The organism is Pelomonas sp. KK5, assembly GCF_001984095.1.
Taxonomy (GTDB): domain Bacteria; phylum Pseudomonadota; class Gammaproteobacteria; order Burkholderiales; family Burkholderiaceae_C; genus KK5.
Genome location: NZ_LYVQ01000121.1, coordinates 1 through 19,921 on the forward strand (window position 1 = coordinate 1; position 19,921 = coordinate 19,921).

16 protein-coding genes and 1 pseudogene are annotated in these 19,921 nt (G+C 68.7%); 12 read left to right on the plus strand and 5 right to left on the minus strand.

Annotation, left to right across the window (positions count from 1 at the left end; genetic code table 11):
• The 4 genes and pseudogenes from B0W88_RS18675 to B0W88_RS18690 all read right to left on the minus strand — a co-directional run.
• A pseudogene (locus B0W88_RS18675) lies at positions 1-1,961 on the minus strand (hypothetical protein); the annotation flags it as partial.
• A 140-nt stretch (positions 1,962-2,101) separates the two neighbouring features.
• The gene (locus B0W88_RS18680) at positions 2,102-5,173 is read right to left on the minus strand and encodes a S8 family serine peptidase (protein ID WP_077036147.1); all 3,072 of its coding nucleotides are present in this window, start codon (positions 5,171-5,173) and stop codon (positions 2,102-2,104) included.
• Positions 5,174-5,283: 110 nt separating this feature from the next.
• Positions 5,284-5,874, minus strand: coding sequence for a PEP-CTERM sorting domain-containing protein (locus B0W88_RS18685; RefSeq protein WP_077036148.1), 591 nt, complete (start codon positions 5,872-5,874; stop codon positions 5,284-5,286).
• Positions 5,875-6,063: 189 nt separating this feature from the next.
• Positions 6,064-6,666, minus strand: a complete 603-nt coding sequence (locus B0W88_RS18690) for a phenylacetic acid degradation protein PaaY (RefSeq protein ID WP_077036149.1) — start codon at positions 6,664-6,666, stop codon at positions 6,064-6,066.
• Positions 6,667-6,773: 107 nt separating this feature from the next.
• On the opposite strand from B0W88_RS18690, the gene B0W88_RS18695 reads away from it, so the two are divergent.
• From B0W88_RS18695 to B0W88_RS18750, 12 genes are all read left to right on the plus strand, one after another.
• Positions 6,774-7,580 carry an enoyl-CoA hydratase-related protein gene (locus B0W88_RS18695; RefSeq protein WP_077036150.1) on the plus strand — a complete coding sequence of 269 codons (807 nt, stop codon included), beginning with the start codon at positions 6,774-6,776 and terminating at the stop codon, positions 7,578-7,580.
• Positions 7,581-7,586: 6 nt separating this feature from the next.
• Entirely contained in the window at positions 7,587-8,021 is a 435-nt protein-coding gene (paaI, locus tag B0W88_RS18700; RefSeq protein ID WP_144006845.1) for a hydroxyphenylacetyl-CoA thioesterase PaaI, read from the plus strand.
• Complete coding sequence (gene paaK, locus B0W88_RS18705) at positions 8,018-9,319, plus strand: phenylacetate--CoA ligase PaaK (RefSeq protein ID WP_077036152.1); 1,302 nt, start codon at positions 8,018-8,020, stop codon at positions 9,317-9,319. The genes paaI and paaK overlap by 4 nt, the downstream gene beginning before the upstream one ends.
• A gap of 12 nt (positions 9,320-9,331) precedes the next feature.
• Positions 9,332-10,321, plus strand: coding sequence for a 1,2-phenylacetyl-CoA epoxidase subunit PaaA (gene paaA / locus B0W88_RS18710; RefSeq protein ID WP_077036153.1), 990 nt, complete (start codon positions 9,332-9,334; stop codon positions 10,319-10,321).
• Entirely contained in the window at positions 10,318-10,608 is a 291-nt protein-coding gene (gene paaB / locus B0W88_RS18715; RefSeq protein WP_077036154.1) for a 1,2-phenylacetyl-CoA epoxidase subunit PaaB, read from the plus strand. Before paaA ends, paaB begins: the two co-directional genes overlap by 4 nt.
• Positions 10,609-10,721: 113 nt before the next feature.
• On the plus strand, positions 10,722-11,498 hold the full coding sequence (gene paaC, locus B0W88_RS18720; RefSeq protein WP_077036155.1) for a 1,2-phenylacetyl-CoA epoxidase subunit PaaC: 777 nt from the start codon (positions 10,722-10,724) through the stop codon (positions 11,496-11,498).
• 5 nt (positions 11,499-11,503) lie between these two features.
• Entirely contained in the window at positions 11,504-12,004 is a 501-nt protein-coding gene (paaD, locus tag B0W88_RS18725) for a 1,2-phenylacetyl-CoA epoxidase subunit PaaD (protein ID WP_077036156.1), read from the plus strand.
• Positions 12,001-13,083 carry a 1,2-phenylacetyl-CoA epoxidase subunit PaaE gene (paaE, locus tag B0W88_RS18730; RefSeq protein WP_077036157.1) on the plus strand — a complete coding sequence of 361 codons (1,083 nt, stop codon included), beginning with the start codon at positions 12,001-12,003 and terminating at the stop codon, positions 13,081-13,083. The genes paaD and paaE overlap by 4 nt, the downstream gene beginning before the upstream one ends.
• A 7-nt stretch (positions 13,084-13,090) precedes the next feature.
• Positions 13,091-13,723: a TetR/AcrR family transcriptional regulator gene (locus tag B0W88_RS18735; RefSeq protein ID WP_077036158.1), complete on the plus strand. Its 633-nt coding sequence runs from the start codon at positions 13,091-13,093 to the stop codon at positions 13,721-13,723.
• Positions 13,720-14,874, plus strand: a complete 1,155-nt coding sequence (locus B0W88_RS18740; protein ID WP_077036159.1) for an ABC transporter substrate-binding protein — start codon at positions 13,720-13,722, stop codon at positions 14,872-14,874. Before B0W88_RS18735 ends, B0W88_RS18740 begins: the two co-directional genes overlap by 4 nt.
• A gap of 29 nt (positions 14,875-14,903) precedes the next feature.
• On the plus strand, positions 14,904-16,949 hold the full coding sequence (gene paaZ, locus B0W88_RS18745; RefSeq protein WP_077036160.1) for a phenylacetic acid degradation bifunctional protein PaaZ: 2,046 nt from the start codon (positions 14,904-14,906) through the stop codon (positions 16,947-16,949).
• Positions 16,950-17,031: 82 nt separating this feature from the next.
• Entirely contained in the window at positions 17,032-18,888 is a 1,857-nt protein-coding gene (locus B0W88_RS18750; protein WP_077036161.1) for a methyl-accepting chemotaxis protein, read from the plus strand.
• Positions 18,889-18,895: 7 nt separating this feature from the next.
• Here B0W88_RS18750 and B0W88_RS18755 read toward each other — a convergent pair whose 3' ends face one another.
• Positions 18,896-19,855, minus strand: coding sequence for an MBL fold metallo-hydrolase (locus tag B0W88_RS18755; RefSeq protein ID WP_077036162.1), 960 nt, complete (start codon positions 19,853-19,855; stop codon positions 18,896-18,898).
• Between the last annotated feature and the right edge of the window lie 66 nt (positions 19,856-19,921).

Sequence of the window (19,921 nt, forward strand, 5' to 3'; positions counted from 1 at the left end):
TCGTCGCTGAAGACGGAGAGCTGGTGGCTGCTGAGGCTCATCAGCTGGGTGGAGATCAGGTCGTCGAGCTGGTCCGGCGCGAGCGCGCGCAGCGCGGCGTCGCTGAGGCCGCGGATCGCGCCGCTGGCCAGCGCCTGCAGCTGCTCGGCGCCGAGCTGGCCCACGTCCGCGGCCGACAGGCCCAGCAGCTGCGTGCTGGTGAGCGAGTGGATGGCGGCGGTGGAAAGCTGGCTGATCGCGTCGGACGAGAGCTGCGAGAGCTGCAGGCTGGTAAAGCCCAGCAGCTGGCGGCTGTCCAGCACGGCCAACTGCTCGCCGCCGAGCGCGCCGATCTGGTCGCCGGAGAGCTTGGCGATCTGGCTGCTGAGTAGCGCGTCGACCTGCACGGCCTCGAGGCTGGCGATCTGCGCGGCCGTCAGGCCCTGCACCTGCTTGGTGGTCAGCGAGGCGATCTGGGTGCTGGTCAGCGCGTTCAGCTCGTCCGCCGACATCTGGTTCAGCAGCGCCACCGGCAGCGCCTTCAGCGCCTGGGTGCTCAGCAGCGCGAGTTGGTCCAGGCCCAGGGCGTTGATCTGGTCGGAGCCCAGCGCGGCGCCCTCGTCGGAGCTGAGGCCGTGCAGCGCGGCGGTCGAGAGGCTGGCGAACTGGGCCGGGGTGAACTGCTGGAACTGGTGGGTGCTGAGGCCGTTGACCTGCAAGGAGCCGAGCGCGTTGATCTGGTCGCTGGTCAGCGCCTGCAGCTGCGCGTCGGCCAGCGCGCGCAGCTGGGCAGTGGTGAGGCCGGGCAGGGCGGTGGGGTCGATGGAGGCGACCTGCTCGGCGCTCAGCGCGCGCAGCTGCTGCGTGCCCATGCCGTGCAGGGCGGTGCTGCTGAGGGCGCCGATCTGATCGTCCGACAGCGTGGCCAGCACGCCGTTGGACAGGCCGACGATCTGCCGGGATCCCAGCTGCGAGAACTGGTCGGCCGACAGCGCGTCGACCGCGTCCGACGAGAGCTTGCCGAACTGCGCGCTGGTGAAGGCGGCCAGCTGGGCGCTGCTGAAGGCCGACAGCTCGGCGCCGCTCAGCGAGGCGATCTGGGCCGAGCTGAGCGAGGCGACCTGGATCGTGCTGATCGCCTGCATCTGCTCGGGGGTCAGGCTTTGCCACTGCGCGGTGTTCAGCGCCGCCAGCGCCTGCGTGGACAGCGCGGCGAACTGGTCGCCGCCCAGCGCATTCAGCTGCTCGGCGGACAGGCCGGCCACGCCGCCGCTGGCCAGCGTATGGAGGGCCTGGGTGTCCAGCGCCTGGATCTGGTCGGTGGCCAGCGCGGCGACCTGGCTGCTGCCCAGGGCCGAGAGCTGGCTGCCGGTCAGGGTGGAGGCCTGGTCCGTGCTGAGCGCCTGGAGCTGGTCGGTGGCCAGCGCGCTGATCTGCTGGGTGGACAGCGCGTGAACCTGGTCGGTGCCCAGCGCGGCGATGCCGGCGGTGGAGACGGCGCCGAGCTGGTCGGTGGTCAGCGCACGGACCTGCAAGGTGCTCAGCTGGCCCAGGCTGTCGGTGGTGATCGAGGCGACCTGGCCGGTGCCCATCGCGGCGATGGCCTGGGTGGCGATGGCCTGGACCTGGCTGCCGCTCAAGGCGTCCAGCACGTCGCCGGTGAGGGCGGGCGCCTGCCTGCTGGTCAGCGCGTGCAGGCCCTGGGTCGTCAGGTTGGCGAGCTGGTCATCGCTCAGCGCGGCGAACTGCGTGCTGCTGAGCATCGGCATCGTGCGCGCGCCCAGGCCGGCGATGGCGCCGAGGTTGATCGCCATCACCTGATCGGTGGAGATGGCCGACCAGCCGGCCGAGGAGATCGCGGCAATCTGCGCGCTGCCCAGCAGGGCCATCTGGTCCGTGCCCAGGGCGGCCCAGTCGGCAGTGCCGAGCGCGGCGACGGCCGCAGTGGACCATTGGGAGACGGGAGAGGTGGGCAGGGGCATCGCTAAAAAGACTCCGGACATTCGCGGCCTCGGGAAGGGCCGGGAATGTCCGGGGGACTCTAGCGACGGGTCGGAAAACTTAAGCCGGAACTAAGGGGTGTTTCCCCCGCTTATATGTCGCGGGGGAAACATAGTCCGCATCACTGTGGCTGTTGCGAAGGCAGCGGATACAGAAGACCCTGGGCGGCGCCCGACACGTTGTCCGCGCCGAACAGCATCACCCCGAGGGCCGGCGTGTTGGCCTGCTCCGCGGTGACCGAGAAGGTCTGCGAGCCGCTGCCGTTCACCGGCACCACCGGCGAGCCGCCGAAGGTGACGGCCGGGGTGAAGGCATTGAACCAGCCGAGGCCAGGCATCTGCGCGCCGCCGCCGTCCGGGCCGAAATAGGTCAGCACGTACTTGATGCGCGGGTTGGCGGAAGTCAGGCCGAGGGCTGCGCGGGTGACGGGCAGCTGCAGCGTCGAGTTGTCGGTCGGCTGGGTGACGGTGAACAGCACGGTGCCGCTGCCGTTGATGTTGCAGTTGGCGTCGGTCGGGAACACCGCGGTGGCGAACTGGCCCTTGGTCAGCGAGCTGGTCAGCAGCGAGCCGTTGATCCCGATCAGGATCTTGTTCGGCGTGAAGCTGTTCGGGTTGCCCGAGGTGTCGATGCAGATGTCGTACTCCTGGAAGCCCAGCGTCGTCGACGTACGGTTGTGCGTGTTGATGCCGAAGATCAGGTTGGTGCCCGAGGCGCGCACGCCGATCGCCCGCACGTCGTTCTGCTGGATGCCCTGCGGCGTCGGCTGGTACTGGCCCAGCACGAAGGGCACCGGCTGGCTGGACAGCTGGCCGCCGGCGTTCGTCAGGTTGATCGTCGTGCCGCTCTGCGAGCCGGCCAGGTTGGCGCGGCTGTGGGCCACCAGGTAGTAGGGCACGCTCAGCTTGACGTTGCCGTTCAGGCGCGAGCTGGACGGCGTCAGCTGGATGTAGCCGCCGATGTCCTGGAAGCCCGTGCCGCCGCCGACTGCATTGGCGGGCACCTGCAGCGTCACCGGGAAGGAGGCGTCCGCATTGGCGTTGACGATCACCGAGGCCGGCACGGTGGTCTTGGTCACGCTGATGTTGAACTGCACCGCCTTCGGGCCGGTGTTGTGGACGGTGACCGTCTTGGTGCCGTTGAAGTCGGTCAGCAGGTCGGCGAAGCCGAAGGAGACGCTCTCGTCGGGCGTGCGCACGATGGCCTGGGTGGCCACCGCGTTCTGCGCCTGCACCAGGCCCGCGCCCTCGTTGCGCTGCAGCAGGTCCTGCATCATCGACGGGTTGGCCGTCTGCACGATCGCCGCGCGCAGGTCTGCCTGCGACCAGGTCGGGTGGGCCTGCTTGGTCAGCGCGGCCACGCCGGCCACGCCCGGGGTGGCCATCGAGGTGCCCGAGAGGATCTGGAAGCCGTTGCCGGTGCCGGAGGCGGTGGACACCACCGAGACGCCCGGAGCGGTGATGCCGGGGCGCAGCACGCTGTCGCCGATGCGCGGGCCGCCGGACGAGAAGCTGGCGATCTTCTCGAAGCTGGCGTTGGCGGCGATGCCGGTGTTGGTGGCGGTGGCGCTGGCCACGGCCGGGCCGCCGGTCGGGCCGCTGACGGTCGGGCCGTCACCCAGCGCGATGCCGAAAAAGGGGATCGTCACCGGCTCGTAGACGTTGCCGGAGGCCGGGTCGGCAGCGCCGCCAGGGATCGGTCCTTCATACGGCGGCAGGCTGGCCGCGTTGTTGATCATCGCGGCAGCCGCGGCGCCGAAGTGCTGGGCCGCTCCGGCGCGGTAGACCCGCGCGCAGGTGCCGCGCGCGGTCACGACCATCTTGCCGGCCAGGCTGACACCGGTCACGGCCGGGTCGTACTCGTTCGGGTCGCAGCCCAGCGAGACCGAGCCGTCCGCGTTGCGCAGCACGCGCACCGGGTACGAGGTCGGGCTCGGGTAGCTGGCGCCGTTGGCGTTGATCACCGAGATCTGGGCGCCGCCGGACAGCGCGAGCTTGGCGGTCGGGATGCCGGCCAGCGCGTCGGTGGCCGCCACGGAGATGGCGCCCTCGAAGACGGCCGGTGCGCTGGTGATGTACGGGATCTGGCCGGAGTTGCCGGAGGCCGAGATCACCAGGATGCCCGCGGCCGCGGCGTTGGCCACGGCCTGCGCCTCGGCCAGGCTGCCGGCATCGCCGTTGCCGATGTTGCCGAAGTCCGAACCCAGCGACATGTTGATCACGTCCATGCCGTTGGTGACGGCCCAGTCGATCGCTTCGGCCACCACATTGGTGTTGCCGCTGCAGCCGAACACGCGCACGGAGTAGAGGTCGGCCAGCGGCGCGGCGCCGGGGCCGATGGAGAAGGCGCCGGGCGTGTAGGCCGCGGCCGTGTACGGGCCGGTGTAGCGCGCGCCGGCGGCGGTCACGCCGAAGCCGGCGGCGGTGCCGGCCACATGGCTGCCGTGGCCGGAACTGCCGGAGGTGTAGACGCAGTCCAGCGGGTTCGGGTCGGGCACCGGGGTGTTGGCGCCGGTGTAGTTGTCGCCGACCAGGTCGATGCCGCCCTTGACCTTGGGCGCGGCCGGGCCGAACAGCGCCGGGTCGGCCGGCAGCGTGTTGGTGGCCTTGGCCGTGTTGTAGGCGGCCACCGTGCCGGGGCCGCCGAAGTTGGCGTGGGTGTAGTCGATGCCGGTGTCGATGACGGCGATCTTGATGCCCTGGCCGAGGAAGTTGCCGCCGGCGGATTGCCAGGCCTGCGGCGCGCCCATCAGCGGGATCTCGTTGACATTGACCCGCTCGTAGGTGCCCACGCGCTTGACTTCGACGACGCCGGGCAGGCGGTTCAGCAGCGAGACGCGGTTGGCGGCGATCTTGATGCGGATGCCGTTCAGCGCGCCCTGCATGCGGCCGACGACCTGGCCGCCCAGCGCCTGGATGGACGGCTCCATGCCCTGCTGCTCGGCGCGGCGCTGGGCCACGATGGAAGCGCGTTCGCCGGCCTCCAGCTTGCGGCCGAGCCGGGCCTGCACCTTGGCGACCGAGTCGCCGCGCAGCAGCACGACCACATGGGCCGGCTTCAGCGCGCGCTGCACGAAGGAGGGGTTGATCGCCGTGTCCGCGGCGACGGGCTGGAATTCATCCGCGGCGGCGGCTAGGCCGGCGGTGCCGATCAATGCGGCAGTGAGCGCCAGATGGCGCAGGCAGTGTTCCATGTCTCGCTCCGGTAAATGCCCGTGCCGGCCAGGGGGCCGGTCGGCGGGAGAGTCGAACTAGAAAGGAAGGGCGCCTATGGATCCGGCGCCGGGATGTTGTCGTGCCGTGCTCAGGGCGACGGGGGCTGCGCCTTGCGACGCCGGGTGCCCGCCATCAGCGCGCCGGCCAGGCCGACGAGTGCGAGGCTGGCCGGTTCGGGCAGCGTGACCGTGACCGAATCGAAGTCCCAGAACGCGGCGGTCTGGCTGAACGCGAAGCTCAGGTCCACGTTGCCGCCGGTGCCCTCGAAGCCGATGACGTACTCCGTGTAGCCGAAGCCCGGGGCATTGGAGAGCGACATCTGCGTGGTGCCGCCCACGCTGGCGCCGAAGCTGTTGGGCGCCGCGTTGCCGGTGACGTCCGCTTCGTTCTGGAGCCAGAAGCTCACCAGGTACTTGCCGCCGGCGACGGTGCTCAGCGACGTGCTGATCGTGCTGGTGCCGCCCGGGTTGCCGAAGAAGGCCGCGAAGTTGCCGGCTTGCGGCGCCAGGCCGTCGACCCCGTCCCAGACGGCATTGGTGCCGTCCGTCCAGGCGCTGAAATCGCCGCTCTCGAAGCCATCGCTGAAGACGACGACGCCGGCCTGTGCACCTGGGCTGCACGCCAGCAGGGCCGCGGCGGCAAGCGCGCCGGCGATGGATGGAATGTTTTTGATACGCATACCTGACCCAACCCCTCGAAGGCCCGCTGCGCGGTCAGCAAGCAGATTTCTGATCGTTGCCGTTGGACGTCCGCATCGTCTTTTTCAACAGGTCCGTGGCTTCGATCCTAGGGGGTGTGACTTTTTGCACGGATGACGACTCCTCCTCAATGTTGATGAAAGCCCCCCATCTGAGTGGCCGGGTTTCCATCAGGTCCGGCGGGTGGCGACCAGGGTCTTCACGGATCCGGCCTGCAACTGCGGGCGATCGGTGTCGAGTTCGGCCAGCGGCTGCACCTCCTGCAGCGAGGCCTGGCAGCGGCGGGTCAGCTGCTGGTAGGTCTCGGTGCCTTCGAGCTTCCAGCGCATCTCGTCCTCGCTCAGCGGGCGCAGCACCTTGGCCGGGAGGCCGGCGATCAGCGATTTCTCGGGCAGCTTCAGGCCCGCGCGCACGAAGGCGCAGGCGGCCACGATGCTGTAAGCGCCGACCTCGGCCTCGTCCATCACGACGGCATTCATGCCGACCAACGCGTCGTGCCGCACGACGCAGCCGTGCAGCACCGCGCCGTGGCCGATGTGGCCGTTCCTCTCGACCACGGTCTCCGAATCGGGGAAGCCGTGGATGACGCAGGTGTCCTGCACGTTGACGCCCTCGTGCAGCACGATGCGGCCGAAGTCGCCGCGCAAGCTGGCGCAGGGGCCGATGTAGCAGCCGGGGCCGACGATGACGTCGCCGATCAGCACGGCGGTCGGGTGGACGTGGGCGCTCGGGTGGACGACGGGGATCACGCCGTCGATGGAGTAGCAGGGCATGGAAGTCTCCTTGGGGAAAACCCTTTGATGGATTTTTCTTGCAATCGAACGGTTGGCACCTTACGATTTACCGACCGGTCGGTCAAGAATGTTTTCGAGAGGCGGATATGGAGACAACAACAGAGATCCTGGTCAGCAACGAGGGCGCGGTACGAACGCTCACGCTGAACCGGCCCCAGGCGCTGAATGCGTTCACGACGTCCATGATGACGGCCTTGCGCGCCGCCCTCGATGCGGCCGCGGCCGATGCCGGCGTGCGCTGTGTGGTGCTCACCGGCGCCGGCCGCGGCTTCTGCGCCGGGCAGGACCTGTCCGATCCGGCGATCAGCCCCAGCCTCGACCCGGCCGATCCGCCCAAGGACATCGGCAAGCTGATCGACGACTACTACCTGCCGCTGGCGATGACCGTGCGCCAGATGCCGATCCCGGTGATCGCCGCCGTCAACGGCGTGGCCGCTGGTGCCGGCGCCAACCTGGCCCTGGGCTGCGACCTGGTGCTGGCCGGCGCTTCGGCCTCCTTCATCCAGGCCTTCTCCAAGATCGGCCTGATCCCCGACTGCGGCGGCACCTGGCTGCTGCCCCGCCTGGTGGGCCGCGCCCGCGCGCTGCAGCTGGCGCTGCTGGGCGACAAGCTGCCCGCCGCCGAGGCGCAGCAGATCGGCCTGATCTACCGCTGCGTGGCCGATGAGGAACTCGCCTCCGCTGCGCAGGCGCTGGCGCAGAAGCTGTCGGCAATGCCGGTGCGCGCGTTGGCCGAGACGCGCCGCGCGATGGACGAGGCCTCGCTGCTGGACTTCGAGGATGCGCTGAAGCTGGAGTCGGTGATGCAGGCCGAGCAGGGCCGGGCGCATGACTATCTGGAAGGCGCCGCGGCCTTCCTGCAGAAGCGCAAGCCGACTTTCACGGACCGCTGAATGAGCATGACGCCCCAACAGATCGCCGAAGCCGTTCGCGACGCGATGTTCGCGAACGATCGCGCCAGCAAGGCGCTGGGCATGGAGATCCTGGCCATCGGCCCCGGGACCGCGACGCTCACGATGACCATCCGCGAGGACATGCTCAACGGCCTGGACATCTGCCACGGCGGCGTGGTGACGACGCTGGCCGACTCGGCCTTCGCCTTCGCCTGCAATGCCTACAACGAGGCGACCGTCGCCTCCGGCTTCAGCGTGGACCTGATCGCGCCCGGCCGTCTTGGCGACCGGCTGACGGCGACCGCCGGCGAGGTGGCCCTGGCCGGCCGCACCGGCGTCTACGACATCACCGTACGGAACCAGCGCGACGAACTGGTAGCCGTTTTTCGAGGCAATTCCTATCGGCTCAAGGGCCGCAAAGTAGTGGAGACATTGGAATGACTGTCAAAGTTCCCGCCCCCGGCGACCTCGAGCCCATCGAGCGCGCCAGCCGCGACGAGCTGCAGGCGCTGCAGCTCGAGCGCCTGCGCTGGACGCTGACCCATGCCTACGACAACGTGCCGCACTACAACGCGGCCTTCGACGCCAAGGGCGTGCATCCCTCGGACCTGAAGACCTTGGCCGACATCGCGAAGTTCCCCTTCACGACCAAGAAGGACCTGCGCGACAACTACCCCTTCGGCCTCTTCGCCGTGCCGCGCGAGCAGGTCTCGCGCATCCATGCCTCCTCGGGCACGACCGGCAAGCCGACCGTCGTTGGCTACACCGCGCGCGACATCGACACCTGGGCCAATCTCGTCGCCCGCTCGATCCGCGCCGCCGGCGGCCGGCCCGGCGACATCATCCACATCGCCTACGGCTACGGCCTGTTCACCGGCGGCCTGGGCGCGCACTACGGCGCCGAGCGCGCCGGCTGCACGGTGATCCCGATGAGCGGCGGCCAGACCGAGAAGCAGGTCCAGCTGATCCAGGACTTCAAGCCGGACATCATCATGGTCACGCCCAGCTATATGCAGGTGGTGATCGAGGAGTTCGCCCGCCAGGGGCTGGACGCGCGCGAGTCGTCGCTGAAGGTCGGCATCTTCGGCGCCGAGCCCTGGACCGAGGCGATGCGCGCCGAGATCGAGCACAAGGCCGGCATCGACGCGGTGGACATCTACGGCCTGTCGGAAGTGATGGGGCCAGGTGTTGCCAGCGAGTGCATCGAGAGCAAGGACGGCCCGGTCATCTGGGAAGACCACTTCTACCCCGAGATCATCGACCCCGAGACCGGCGAGGTGCTGCCCGACGGCTCGGAGGGCGAACTGGTCTTCACGTCCCTGTCCAAGGAAGCGCTGCCGATCATCCGCTACCGCACGCGTGACCTGACGCGCCTGCTGCCGCCCACGTCGCGCTCGATGCGCCGCATGGGCAAGATCGTCGGCCGCAGCGACGACATGCTGATCATCCGCGGCGTCAACCTGTTCCCCACGCAGATCGAGGAACTGGTGCTGAAGATGCCGGAGCTCTCAGGGCAGTACCAGCTGGTCGTGACGCGCGACGGGCACCTCGACGAGATCGAGGTGAAGTGCGAGATGGGCGCTGCCGGTGGTGATGCGAACGCTGCGGGCCGCCACCTGCAGGAGCGCATCAAGACGCTGTGCGGCGTGACCACCAAGGTGACGATCGGCGCGCCCAATTCGATCGAGCGCACGCTGGTGGGCAAGGCCCGCCGCGTGGTCGACCTCCGCAAGAAATAGGAGTCAGCAAGCATGTATACCCAGGCAATGTCCGTCGGCGCGCAAGAGACCGCCGGCGTGGAGGACGCGGCGCTGCAGGCGGCTTTCGACGCCCGCATCGACGCCGGCGACTTCATCGAGGCCAAGGACTGGATGCCCGAGCACTACCGCAAGACGCTGGTGCGGCAGATCAGCCAGCATGCGCACTCGGAAATCGTCGGCATGCTGCCCGAGGGCAACTGGATCACCCGCGCGCCGACGCTCAAGCGCAAGGCGATCCTGCTGGCCAAGGTGCAGGACGAGGCCGGCCACGGCCTCTACCTGTACTCCGCCGCCGAGACCCTGGGCACCAGCCGCGACCAGATGGTCAACGCGCTGCACACCGGCAAGGCCAAGTACAGCTCGATCTTCAACTACCCGACGCTGAGCTGGGCCGACATGGGCGTGATCGGCTGGCTGGTGGACGGCGCGGCGATCATGAACCAGGTGCCGCTGTGCCGCTGCTCCTATGCGCCGTATGCGCGGGCCATGATCCGCGTCTGCCGCGAGGAGAGCTTCCACCAGCGCCAGGGCTACGAGGCGCTGCTGGTGATGATGAAGCAGGGCACCGACGAGCAGAAGGCCATGGTGCAGGATGCGGTCAACCGCTGGTGGTGGCCCTCGCTGATGATGTTCGGCCCGGCCGACAAGGATTCGCCGAACTCCGAGCAGAGCATGCGCTGGGGCATCAAGCGCATCAGCAACGACCAGCTCCGCCAGAAGTTCGTGGACGCGACGATCCCGCAGGCCGAGATCCTCGGCGTGACGGTGCCGGACCCGGACCTGAAGTGGAACGAGGAACGCGGCGAGTACGACTTCGGCGCGATCGACTGGGCCGAGTTCTGGCGTGTCGTCAATGGCGACGGCCCGATGAACCGCGAGCGCCTGGCCGCCCGCGTGAAGGCCTGGGACGAGGGCGCCTGGGTGCGCGAGGCGGCACTCGCCCACGCGAAGAAGCAAGCAACGAAGAAGGAAGCAGCATGAGCACGCAGAACGAATGGCCCCTGTGGGAAGTCTTCGTCCGCAACAAGGCAGGCCTGGACCACAAGCACTGCGGCAGCCTGCATGCGGCCGACGCCAAGATGGCGATCCAGCTGGCGCGCGACGTCTACACCCGCCGCCAGGAGGGCACGAGCATCTGGGTCGTGCTGAGCAGCCAGATCGTCGCCTCGGACCCGGGCGAGAAGGGTGCCTACTTCGACCCGATGGAAGACAAGGTGTACCGCCACCCGACCTTCTACGAGCTGCCCGACGCGCTCAACCACATGTGATCCACAGGCCGTTCGGGCTGAGGTATCGAAGCCCCCATGAGAGACGCTCGAATGGGCCCTTCGATACCTCAGGGCGAACGGGTGATTGGCTGGCACGAACGAAAGTCGAATCGATGAGCACCTCATCTATCAAGGTGGGCGCAAGCCCCGAAGTGCAATACCTGCTGCGCCTCGGCGACAGCTGCCTGATCCTCTCGCAGCGCATCGCCGAGTGGTGCGGCCACGGCCCGATCCTCGAGGAAGACCTGGCCCTGTCCAACATGGCGCTGGACCTGCTGGGCCAGGCCCGCGCGCTGCTGACCCATGCCGGCACGCTGGACGGCCAGGGCCATGACGAAGACCAGTTGGCCTTCCTGCGCGAGGAACGCCAGTACCTGAACCCGGTGCTGATGGAACTGCCGCGCGGCGATTTTGCTTTCACGCAACTGCGCAACTTCGCGGTGGCGACCTGGCTGCTGGGGCTGTGGACGCGGCTGGAGAAGTCGACTGACATCGAAGTCGCCGCGATCGCCGGCAAGGCCGTCAAGGAAGCGCGTTATCACCAGCAGCATGCGGCCGACTGGGTCGTGCGCCTGGGCGACGGCACCGAGGAATCGCACGGCCGGATGAAGGCCGCGCTGGCGACGATGTGGCCCTACTTCAACGAGCTGTTCGAGGCCGATGCGGTCGATGCGGCGGCGAGCGCGAAGGGCCTCGGCCCGGCCTGGTCCGAGCTGAAGGGCGACTGGACCGAAGTCTTCGCCTCAGTGCTGGAAGAAGCCGGCCTCGCCCTGCCCAAGCCCAGCGCCTACCAGAGCGGCGGCCGCCGCGGCGTGCACAGCGAGCACCTGGGCCACATGCTGCCGACGATGCAGTACCTGCAGCGCGCCTACCCGGGCGGCGTCTGGTGATTGCCATGGACCAGGCCTGCACCCGCCTCGAAGCCGCGTGGGAAGTCCTGCGCCAGATCCCGGACCCCGAGGTGCCGGTGATCACGCTCGACGAGCTGGGCATCGTGCGCGACCTGCGCGAGACCGCGGGCGGGCTCGAAGTCGTGCTGACGCCCACCTACAGCGGCTGCCCCGCCACCGAGCTGATCCAGGACGACGTCAAGGCCGCGCTGGCCCGCTTCGGCGAGATCGAGATCACGATGCAGCGCGCCCCGGCCTGGACCACCGACTGGATCAGCGACGAGGGCCGGCGCAAGCTGAAGGAATACAACATCGTGCCGCCAGGCCGCGTCGAGGGATCGCAGCCCCTGCGCCTCGTCCACCGCAACGCGTTGACGAAGCTCGCCTGCCCCCGCTGCGGCAGCGAGCACACCGAAAAACTCTCGGCCTTCGGCTCCACGGCCTGCAAGGCGCTGTACCGCTGCCTCGCCTGCCGCGAGCCCTTCGAATACTTCAAGCCACTATGAGCAGCCTCCACTTCCATCCGCTCAAGGTCCGCGAGGTCAAGGCCGACACCGACGAGGCCGTCCTCGTCAGCTTCGACGTGCCCGCCGAGCTGGCCGAGACCTTCGCCTTCAAGCCGGGGCAATACCTGACCCTGCGCAGCGATATCGCCGGCGAGGACCTGCGCCGCTCCTATTCGATCTGCGCCGGCATCGACGACGGCTGCCTGCAGGTCGGCGTGCGCAAGGTCGATGGCGGCAAGTTCTCCACCTGGGTCAACGACGAGCTGAAGGCCGGCCACGAGATCCAGGTCTATCCGCCGCAGGGCCGCTTCCATGTGAGGCCTACCCGCGAGCGCAACCGGCACTATGTCGGCATCGCCGGCGGCTCCGGCATCACCCCCGTGCTGTCGATCATGAAGACCGTGCTGGCCCACGAACCGCAGAGCCGCTTCACGCTGATCTACGCGAACCGCCGCATCGCCTCCACGATGTTCAAGGAGGAGATCGAGGACCTGAAGAACAGGCACCTGACGCGCCTGTCGGTCCATTACGTGTTCTCGCGCGAGGCGGTCGATTCGCCGCTGCATGCAGGCCGGCTGGATCTCGCCAAGGTCAAGGAGTTCGTGCAGTCGCTGATCCCGGCGGACGGCATCGACCAGGCCTTCATCTGCGGCCCCTTCGGCATGAACGAGGAAGCCGAGAAGGCGCTGCTGGAAGCCGGCGTTCCGGAGAACCGCGTCCATGTCGAGCGCTTCGGCACGCCCGAGATGCAGGCCGGCAAGCCCGCGCCGCACGAGACCCGGCCCGAGGATGCGGACGCCGCGGTGGTGACGGTGATTCGCGACGGCATCAGCCGCGAGATCGCGTTCAGCAAGCACGACCCGAGCATCCTCGACGCCGCCGCCCGCGCCGGCATGGACGTGCCCTTCTCGTGCAAGAGCGGCGTCTGCTCCACCTGCCGCTGCAAGGTGCTGGAGGGCGAGGTGCGGATGGACAAGAACTTCGCGCTGGACAAGGAGGAAGTCGCGGCCGGCTTCATCCTGAGCTGCCAGGCCCATGCGCTGACCCATCGCGTCACCATCTCCTTCGACGAGCGATAAGAATCCCATGGCACGAGGCCGCGCCGCCGATTTCGAATCTACCCGCGAGGAGATGCTCGCCGCGGCGGCGCAGCTGTTCGCGCGCAACGGCTACCCCGGCACCTCGATGAACGAGGTGGCGGTGGCCTGCCAGGTCTCCAAGCCCTCGCTGTACCACTACTTCAAGGACAAGCACGAGCTGCTGGTGCAGATCTGCGAAGGCCACCTGCAGACGCTGTCGAGCCTGGTCGACGACGTGCTGGCGCAAGACCTGGCCCCGGAGCCGCGGCTGCGCGCGCTGATCCAGGGTTTCGTGCGCGAGTACGGCGAATCGCAGTACCAGCACCGCGTGCTGACCGAGGACGTGAAGTTCCTGAACGACGAGGACCGCACACGGCTGCGCCAGGTGGAGCGTCGCGTCGTCGCGGCCTTCGCCGATGCGGTGGCCGCCGTACGGCCCGAACTGGCCGGCGCAAGACTGGAAAAACCCCTGACCATGTTGCTCTTCGGCATGATCAACTGGACCTTCACCTGGCTTCGCCCCGACGGGGAACTAAGCTACGAGGACGTGGCCCCGATGGTGGCCGACCTGTTCTTTGGTGGATTGGGGGCCGTCCGGACCTCCTCCGATAACGCGTTACTTCAGGAGACTGCGCAATGACGAAGAAGATCACGAAGCTGCTGGCGCTGGCCGCTGCGATGGCCGCCATGGGCTCGGCCCACGCCGACATCAATGTCGGCGTCACCGTGTCGGCCACCGGCCCGGCCGCCTCGCTGGGGATTCCCGAGAAAAACACCATCGCGCTGATGCCGACGACCATCGCCGGCCAGAAGATCAACTACATCGTGCTGGACGACGCCTCCGACACGACCCAGGCGGTGGCCAATACCCGCAAGCTGATCAGCGAGCACAAGGTGGACGTGGTGCTGGGTTCCACCGTCACGCCGAACTCGCTGGCGATGATCGACGCCGTCTCCGAAGCCAGCACCCCGATGATCTCGATGGCCGCCTCGGCCCGCATCGTCGAGCCGGTGGACGCCAAGAAGCGCTGGGTCTTCAAGACCCCGCAGAACGACATCATGATGGCCCTGGCCATCGCCACCCACATGCAGTCGCAGGGCGTCAAGACGGCCGGCTACATCGGCTTCGCCGATGCCTACGGCGAGGGCTGGTACAACGAGTTCAACAAGATCGCCTCGCTGAAGGGCATCACCATCATCGCCAACGAGCGCTACAACCGCACCGACACCTCGGTGACCGGCCAGGTGCTCAAGCTCGTCGCCGCCAAGCCCGACGCGATCCTGATCGGCGCCTCCGGCACGCCGGCCGCGCTGCCGCAGAAGACGCTGAAGGAACGCGGCTACACCGGCAAGTACTACCAGACCCACGGCGTGGCCAACAACGACTTCCTGCGCGTGGGCGGCAAGGACGTGGAAGGCACCTTCCTGCCCTCCGGCCCGGTGCTGGTGGCCTCCCAGCTGCCCAACGACAACCCGGTCAAGAAGAGCGCGCTGGCCTACATCGCCACCTACGAGGCGGCCAACGGCAAGGGCAGCGTCAGCACCTTCGGCGGCCACGCCTGGGATGCCGGCATGCTGCTGCAGGCGGCGGTGCCGGTGGCGCTGAAGAAGGGCGCCCAGCCGGGCACGCCGGCCTTCCGTGCCGCGCTGCGCGATGCGCTGGAGTCCACCAAGGACGTGGCCGGCGCGCACGGCGTGTTCAACATGAGCCCGACCGACCACCTGGGCCTGGACCAGCGCGCCCGCGTGATGGTCAAGATCGAAAACGGTGCCTGGAAGTACCAGCCCTGATTCATTGATTGATTGAAAGCAGAACTCTCATGCCGCAAGTCCTCCAAAGCCTGATCGCCGACCGCTGGGTCGGCAGCACCGCCGCCCGCACGCTGCACAGCGCCGTCAACGGCGCGCCGGTGGCCCGCACCCATGCCGAGGAGATCGACTTCGGCGAGAGCCTGCACTACGCCCGTGCCACCGCGCTGCCGGCGCTGCTGAAGCTGGACTTCCAGCAGCGCGCGGCCGTGCTGCGCGCGCTGGGCGCCTTCCTGAACGAGCGCAAGGAGTTCCTCTACGCGGTCTCGGCCCACACCGGCGCCACCCGCGCCGACAGCTGGATCGACGTCGAGGGCGGCACCGGCACGCTCTACGCCTACGCCAGCATGGGCGCGGCCGACCTGCCCAGCAGCAACGTCATGCACGAGGGCCCGGTCGCGCGCCTGGGCAAGCTGGGCCGCTTCGCCGGCACCCACATCCTGGTGCCGCGCCGCGGCGTCGCGGTGCACATCAATGCCTTCAATTTCCCGATCTGGGGGATGCTCGAGAAGTTCGCGCCGAGCTTCCTGGCGGGCATGCCCTGCATCGTCAAGCCGGCCACGGCGACCAGCTATCTCACCGAAGCCTGCGTGCGCCTGATCCAGCAGAGCGGCCTGCTGCCCGCCGGTGCCCTGCAACTGGTGATCGGCGGCAGCGGCGACCTGCTGGACCGGCTGGAAGAGCCCGATGTCGTCACCTTCACCGGCTCGGCCGACACGGCCTCGATGCTCAAGGTCAACAAGAACATCGTCCGCCGCAGCATCCCCTTCAACGCCGAGGCCGACAGCCTCAACTGCGCCATCCTCGGCCCCGACGTGACGCCGGACGATCCGGAGTTCGATCTCTTCGTCAAGGAAGTCGCCAAGGAGATGAGCACCAAGGCCGGCCAGAAGTGCACGGCCATCCGCCGCGCCATCGTGCCGGCGGCGCTGATCGACGCGGTGGCCGAGAGCCTGCGCGCGCGGCTGGCGAAGATCGTCGTCGGCGATCCTTCGATCGAAGGCGTGCGCATGGGCGCGCTGGCCTCGAAGGACCAGCAGGCCGACGTGGCCGAGCGCCTGGCCCTGCTGGCCGCCGGCAACGAGACCGTGTTCGGCGCGGCCGACGGCTTCGCGCCGAAGGGCGAGGGCGTCTCCGAAGGCGCCTTCTTCAGCCCGACGCTGCTGCTGTGCCGCGACGGCTTCGCCAATGACGCGGTCCACAACCTGGAGGCCTTCGGCCCGGTCAGCACGCTGATGCCCTACGGCACGCTCGATGAAGCACTGGCGCTGGCGGCCAAGGGCCGTGGCAGCCTGGTCGGCACGCTGGTCACCAAGACGCCCTCCGTGGCGATGGAGGCCATCCCGGTGGCTGCCGCGTACCACGGCCGCCTGCTGGTGCTGGATCGTGAAGCCGCCGAGGAATCGACCGGCCACGGCTCGCCGCTGCCGCTGCTCAAGCACGGCGGCCCGGGCCGCGCCGGCGGCGGCGAGGAACTGGGCGGCCTGCGGGCCGTCAAGCACTACCTGCAGCGCGCGGCGGTGCAGGGCAGCCCGACGATGCTGACGGCCGTCACCGGCGAGTACCAGCGCGGCGCCGCGGTGAAGGAGGACGCCGTCCACCCGTTCCGCAAGCACTTCGAGCAGATCCAGGTCGGCGATTCGCTGCTGACCCACCGCCGCACGGTCTCGGAAGCCGACATCGTCAACTTCGGCGGCATCTCCGGCGACTACTTCTACATGCACTTCGACGAGATCGCGGCGAAGGAGACGCAGTTCGGCAAGCGCATCGCCCACGGCTACTTCGTGCTCTCGGCCGCTGCCGGCCTGTTCGTCTCGCCGGCACCGGGCCCGGTGCTCGCCAACTACGGGCTGGACACGTTGCGCTTCGTCAAGCCCGTTGGCATCGGCGACACCATCCAGGCCCGCCTGACCGCCAAGCGCAAGATCGACCGCCCGACCAAGCGCGACCAGCAGCCGCAGGGCGTGGTGGCCTGGGACGTCGAGGTGACGAACCAGGACGGCGAGCTGGTGGCGAGCTATGACATCCTGACGCTGGTCGCCAAGCACGCCGGCTGAACAAGACCTGCTCGCTGCGGCGAGGGAATGCGCTCGGATCCAGCGTTAGCATCGGCACGCCGATAACAACGAGGGATCCCGCATGCAAGCGCGCCGCCTGTCCATCCAGTCCAAGCTCGTCGCTTCGCTGGGCCTGTGCCTGCTGGTCTTCGTGCTGATCTCCGGAGGCCTGAGCAACTGGCTGATCGGCCGCGCGGTGCGCGAGCGGGTCGTCGGCGACGAACTGCCCAACGCGGTCAACGCGATCCGGGCGGACGTGCAGCGCCAGCTGGCCGTGCCGCTCGCCGCGGCGCTGGCGATGGCGCGCAACAGCTATGTGCTGCAGTGGGAGTCCGAGGGCGAGCCGGATGCCGGCATGGCCGCCTGGCAGTCCTACGCCAATGCGGTGAAGGCCCAGCATAGGGCCGCGGCGGTGTTCTGGGTCTCCAAGGGCACCGGCAACTACCTCGGCGAGACGGGCGTCCAGCGCAAGCTGAGCGACAAGGACCAGTGGTTCTACGGCTTCCTGGACGGCGGCAAGCCCTACACGCTGGATATCGACCGCGAGGTGTCCAACGGCGTCTACATGATGTTCATCAACGCCCGCTTCGATGCGCCGGGCGGCAAGCCCGGCGTCACCGGCGTGGGCCTGGCGGTGGACGAGATCGCCAAGGCGATTGCCGCCTACAAGATCGGCCAGACCGGCACGGCAGCCATCGTGCGGGCCAACGGCACGATCCTGATGCACCGCGACCCGGCGCTGGTCGACGGCAAGCACCAGCTGAAGGACCTGCCGGGCATGAACGCCGAACTGGCCGGGCAGCTGCTCGGCGGCAAGGGTTTCGCCAACGCCAGCTACGAGGCAGCCGATGGCGAGCGCTTCATCGCATCGACGCCGATCCCCGAGCTGAACGCCTACGTCATCGCCGAGGTGCCGGCCGCCGAGCTGATCGGCCCGGTGCGCCGCGCGCAGCAGGTGGCCACCGGCGTGGCCGCGGTGATCGGCGGCGGCGTGGCGCTGGTGGTGATCCTGCTGATCGCCCGCGCGATCTCGGCACCGATCCGCCGCGCGGCCGACCTCCTGGCCGACATCGCCGATGGGCAGGGCGATCTGACCCGCCGCATGGTGGTGGAGACCGGCGACGAGGTGGGCCGCCTGGGCGAATCCTTCAACCGCTTCGTCGATTCTCTGGCGACGCTGGTGCGCCAGGTGCGCGCCAGCGCCGAGTCGATCGCCACCGGCTCTTCGGAGATCTCGGTCGGCAACACCGACCTCAGCCAGCGCACCGAGGAGCAGGCCGGCAATCTGCAGCGCACCGCGGCCTCGATGGAGGAACTGACGGCGACCGTGAAGCAGAACGCCGACACCGCAAGGTCAGCCGCGCAGATCGCCGCGCAGGCCAGCGGCGCGGCCACGCAGGGCGGCGCCGTCGTGGGCCAGGTGGTGTCCACGATGGACGAGATCAGCGCGGCGTCGCGGCGCATCAACGACATCATCGCCGTGATCGACGGCATCGCCTTCCAGACCAACATCCTCGCGCTGAATGCCGCCGTGGAGGCGGCGCGGGCGGGCGAGCAGGGGCGCGGCTTCGCGGTGGTGGCCGGCGAGGTGCGCACGCTGGCCCAGCGCAGCGCGCAGGCGGCCAAGGAGATCAAGGAGCTGATCGGGCGCAACGTCAGCACCGTGGACGGTGGCGCGCAGCAGGTGGCTTCAGCGGGCGCCGCGATGCGCGAGATCGTCACCCAGGTCACGCGGATGAACGACCTGATGAGCGAGATCAGCGTGGCCAGCGTCGAGCAGAGCCAGGGCATCGACCAGATCGGCGATGCGGTGGCCCAGCTGGACACGGTGACCCAGCAGAACGCGGCGCTGGTGGAGCAGAGCGCCGCGGCCGCCGAGAGCCTGAAGCATCAGGCGGCGAAGCTGAACGAGATGATGTCCGTCTTCAAGGTGGACTGAGCGGGCGTCAACAGCCGGCGGTGCAGACGCCGTTGGCATCGAAGCTCATCGTCTTGTCCGACAGCGGCACATGGGCCGGCACCTTGCTGGCCTTCAGGAAGGCCTCGGTCTTGCTGCCCGCGCGGACCTTGCCGTCGACCGTGCCCACCTCGTTGGCATGCGAGACGATCACCGAGGCCGGCTTCACCAGCTCGTTGATCACATAGGCGGCCTCGGCCGGGCCGGTGGTGAAGCCGTCGCCGATGTTCATCACCGCGAGCCTGGCGTGGTAGTAGTTGCGCACGACGACGTCCTGGTCGGCGACGATGCCGGTGTCGCCCGACAGGTAAGTCACCAGGCCGTTACTGAAGCGCAGCACATAGCCGGTTGCCAGGCCCACGTCGCCGGCGATGCCGGCCTCCTTCATCGCCTTGCCAAGCTCGCCGCCGATGTAGTCGGGGTCCAGGCCGTTGCTGTGCAGCGCGGTGACCGTGGCGATGCGCACGCCGCCCACCGTCACGCTGCCGCCGAAGCGGGCCAGCATCGAGTCGGCCGGGTTGCCGCCGTTGGCCTTGAGCTTGGCGGCGAAGAAGGGCGGCATCTCGCTGCCGGTGACGATCTTGGCCTTCTTGGCCAGCGCGATATTGACGGCGCTGGAGTTCGGCAGCGCGGAGACCGACATGTCCGGCTGCTCGCAGGAACCCGAGTTGGGCGCCTTGTTGTGGGCGTTGCCGAGATGGTCGCCATGCATGTGGCTGACCAGCACCACGTCGATGCGGCCCAGGCACGGATCGGTGGCGCCGGCCACCGTGCGGCCCGGGTCGTAGAGCAGGCGGGTGCCGTTCGGGTCCTCGAAGACCAGCGCGCGGTCCTGCGGGCAGAACTCGCCGGCGATGCCGCCCAGCGGCGTGACCTTCACGACGGCCGGCTGCGCGGCGGCGAACTGCATCGAGAGCATCAATCCCAGGGCGATCAGCGTCTTCCTCATGTCGTCTCCTCGTGCGGGCGCTGGCGAGTATCCGTCAGCTAACGGCGATACTGGACTGACCATGAT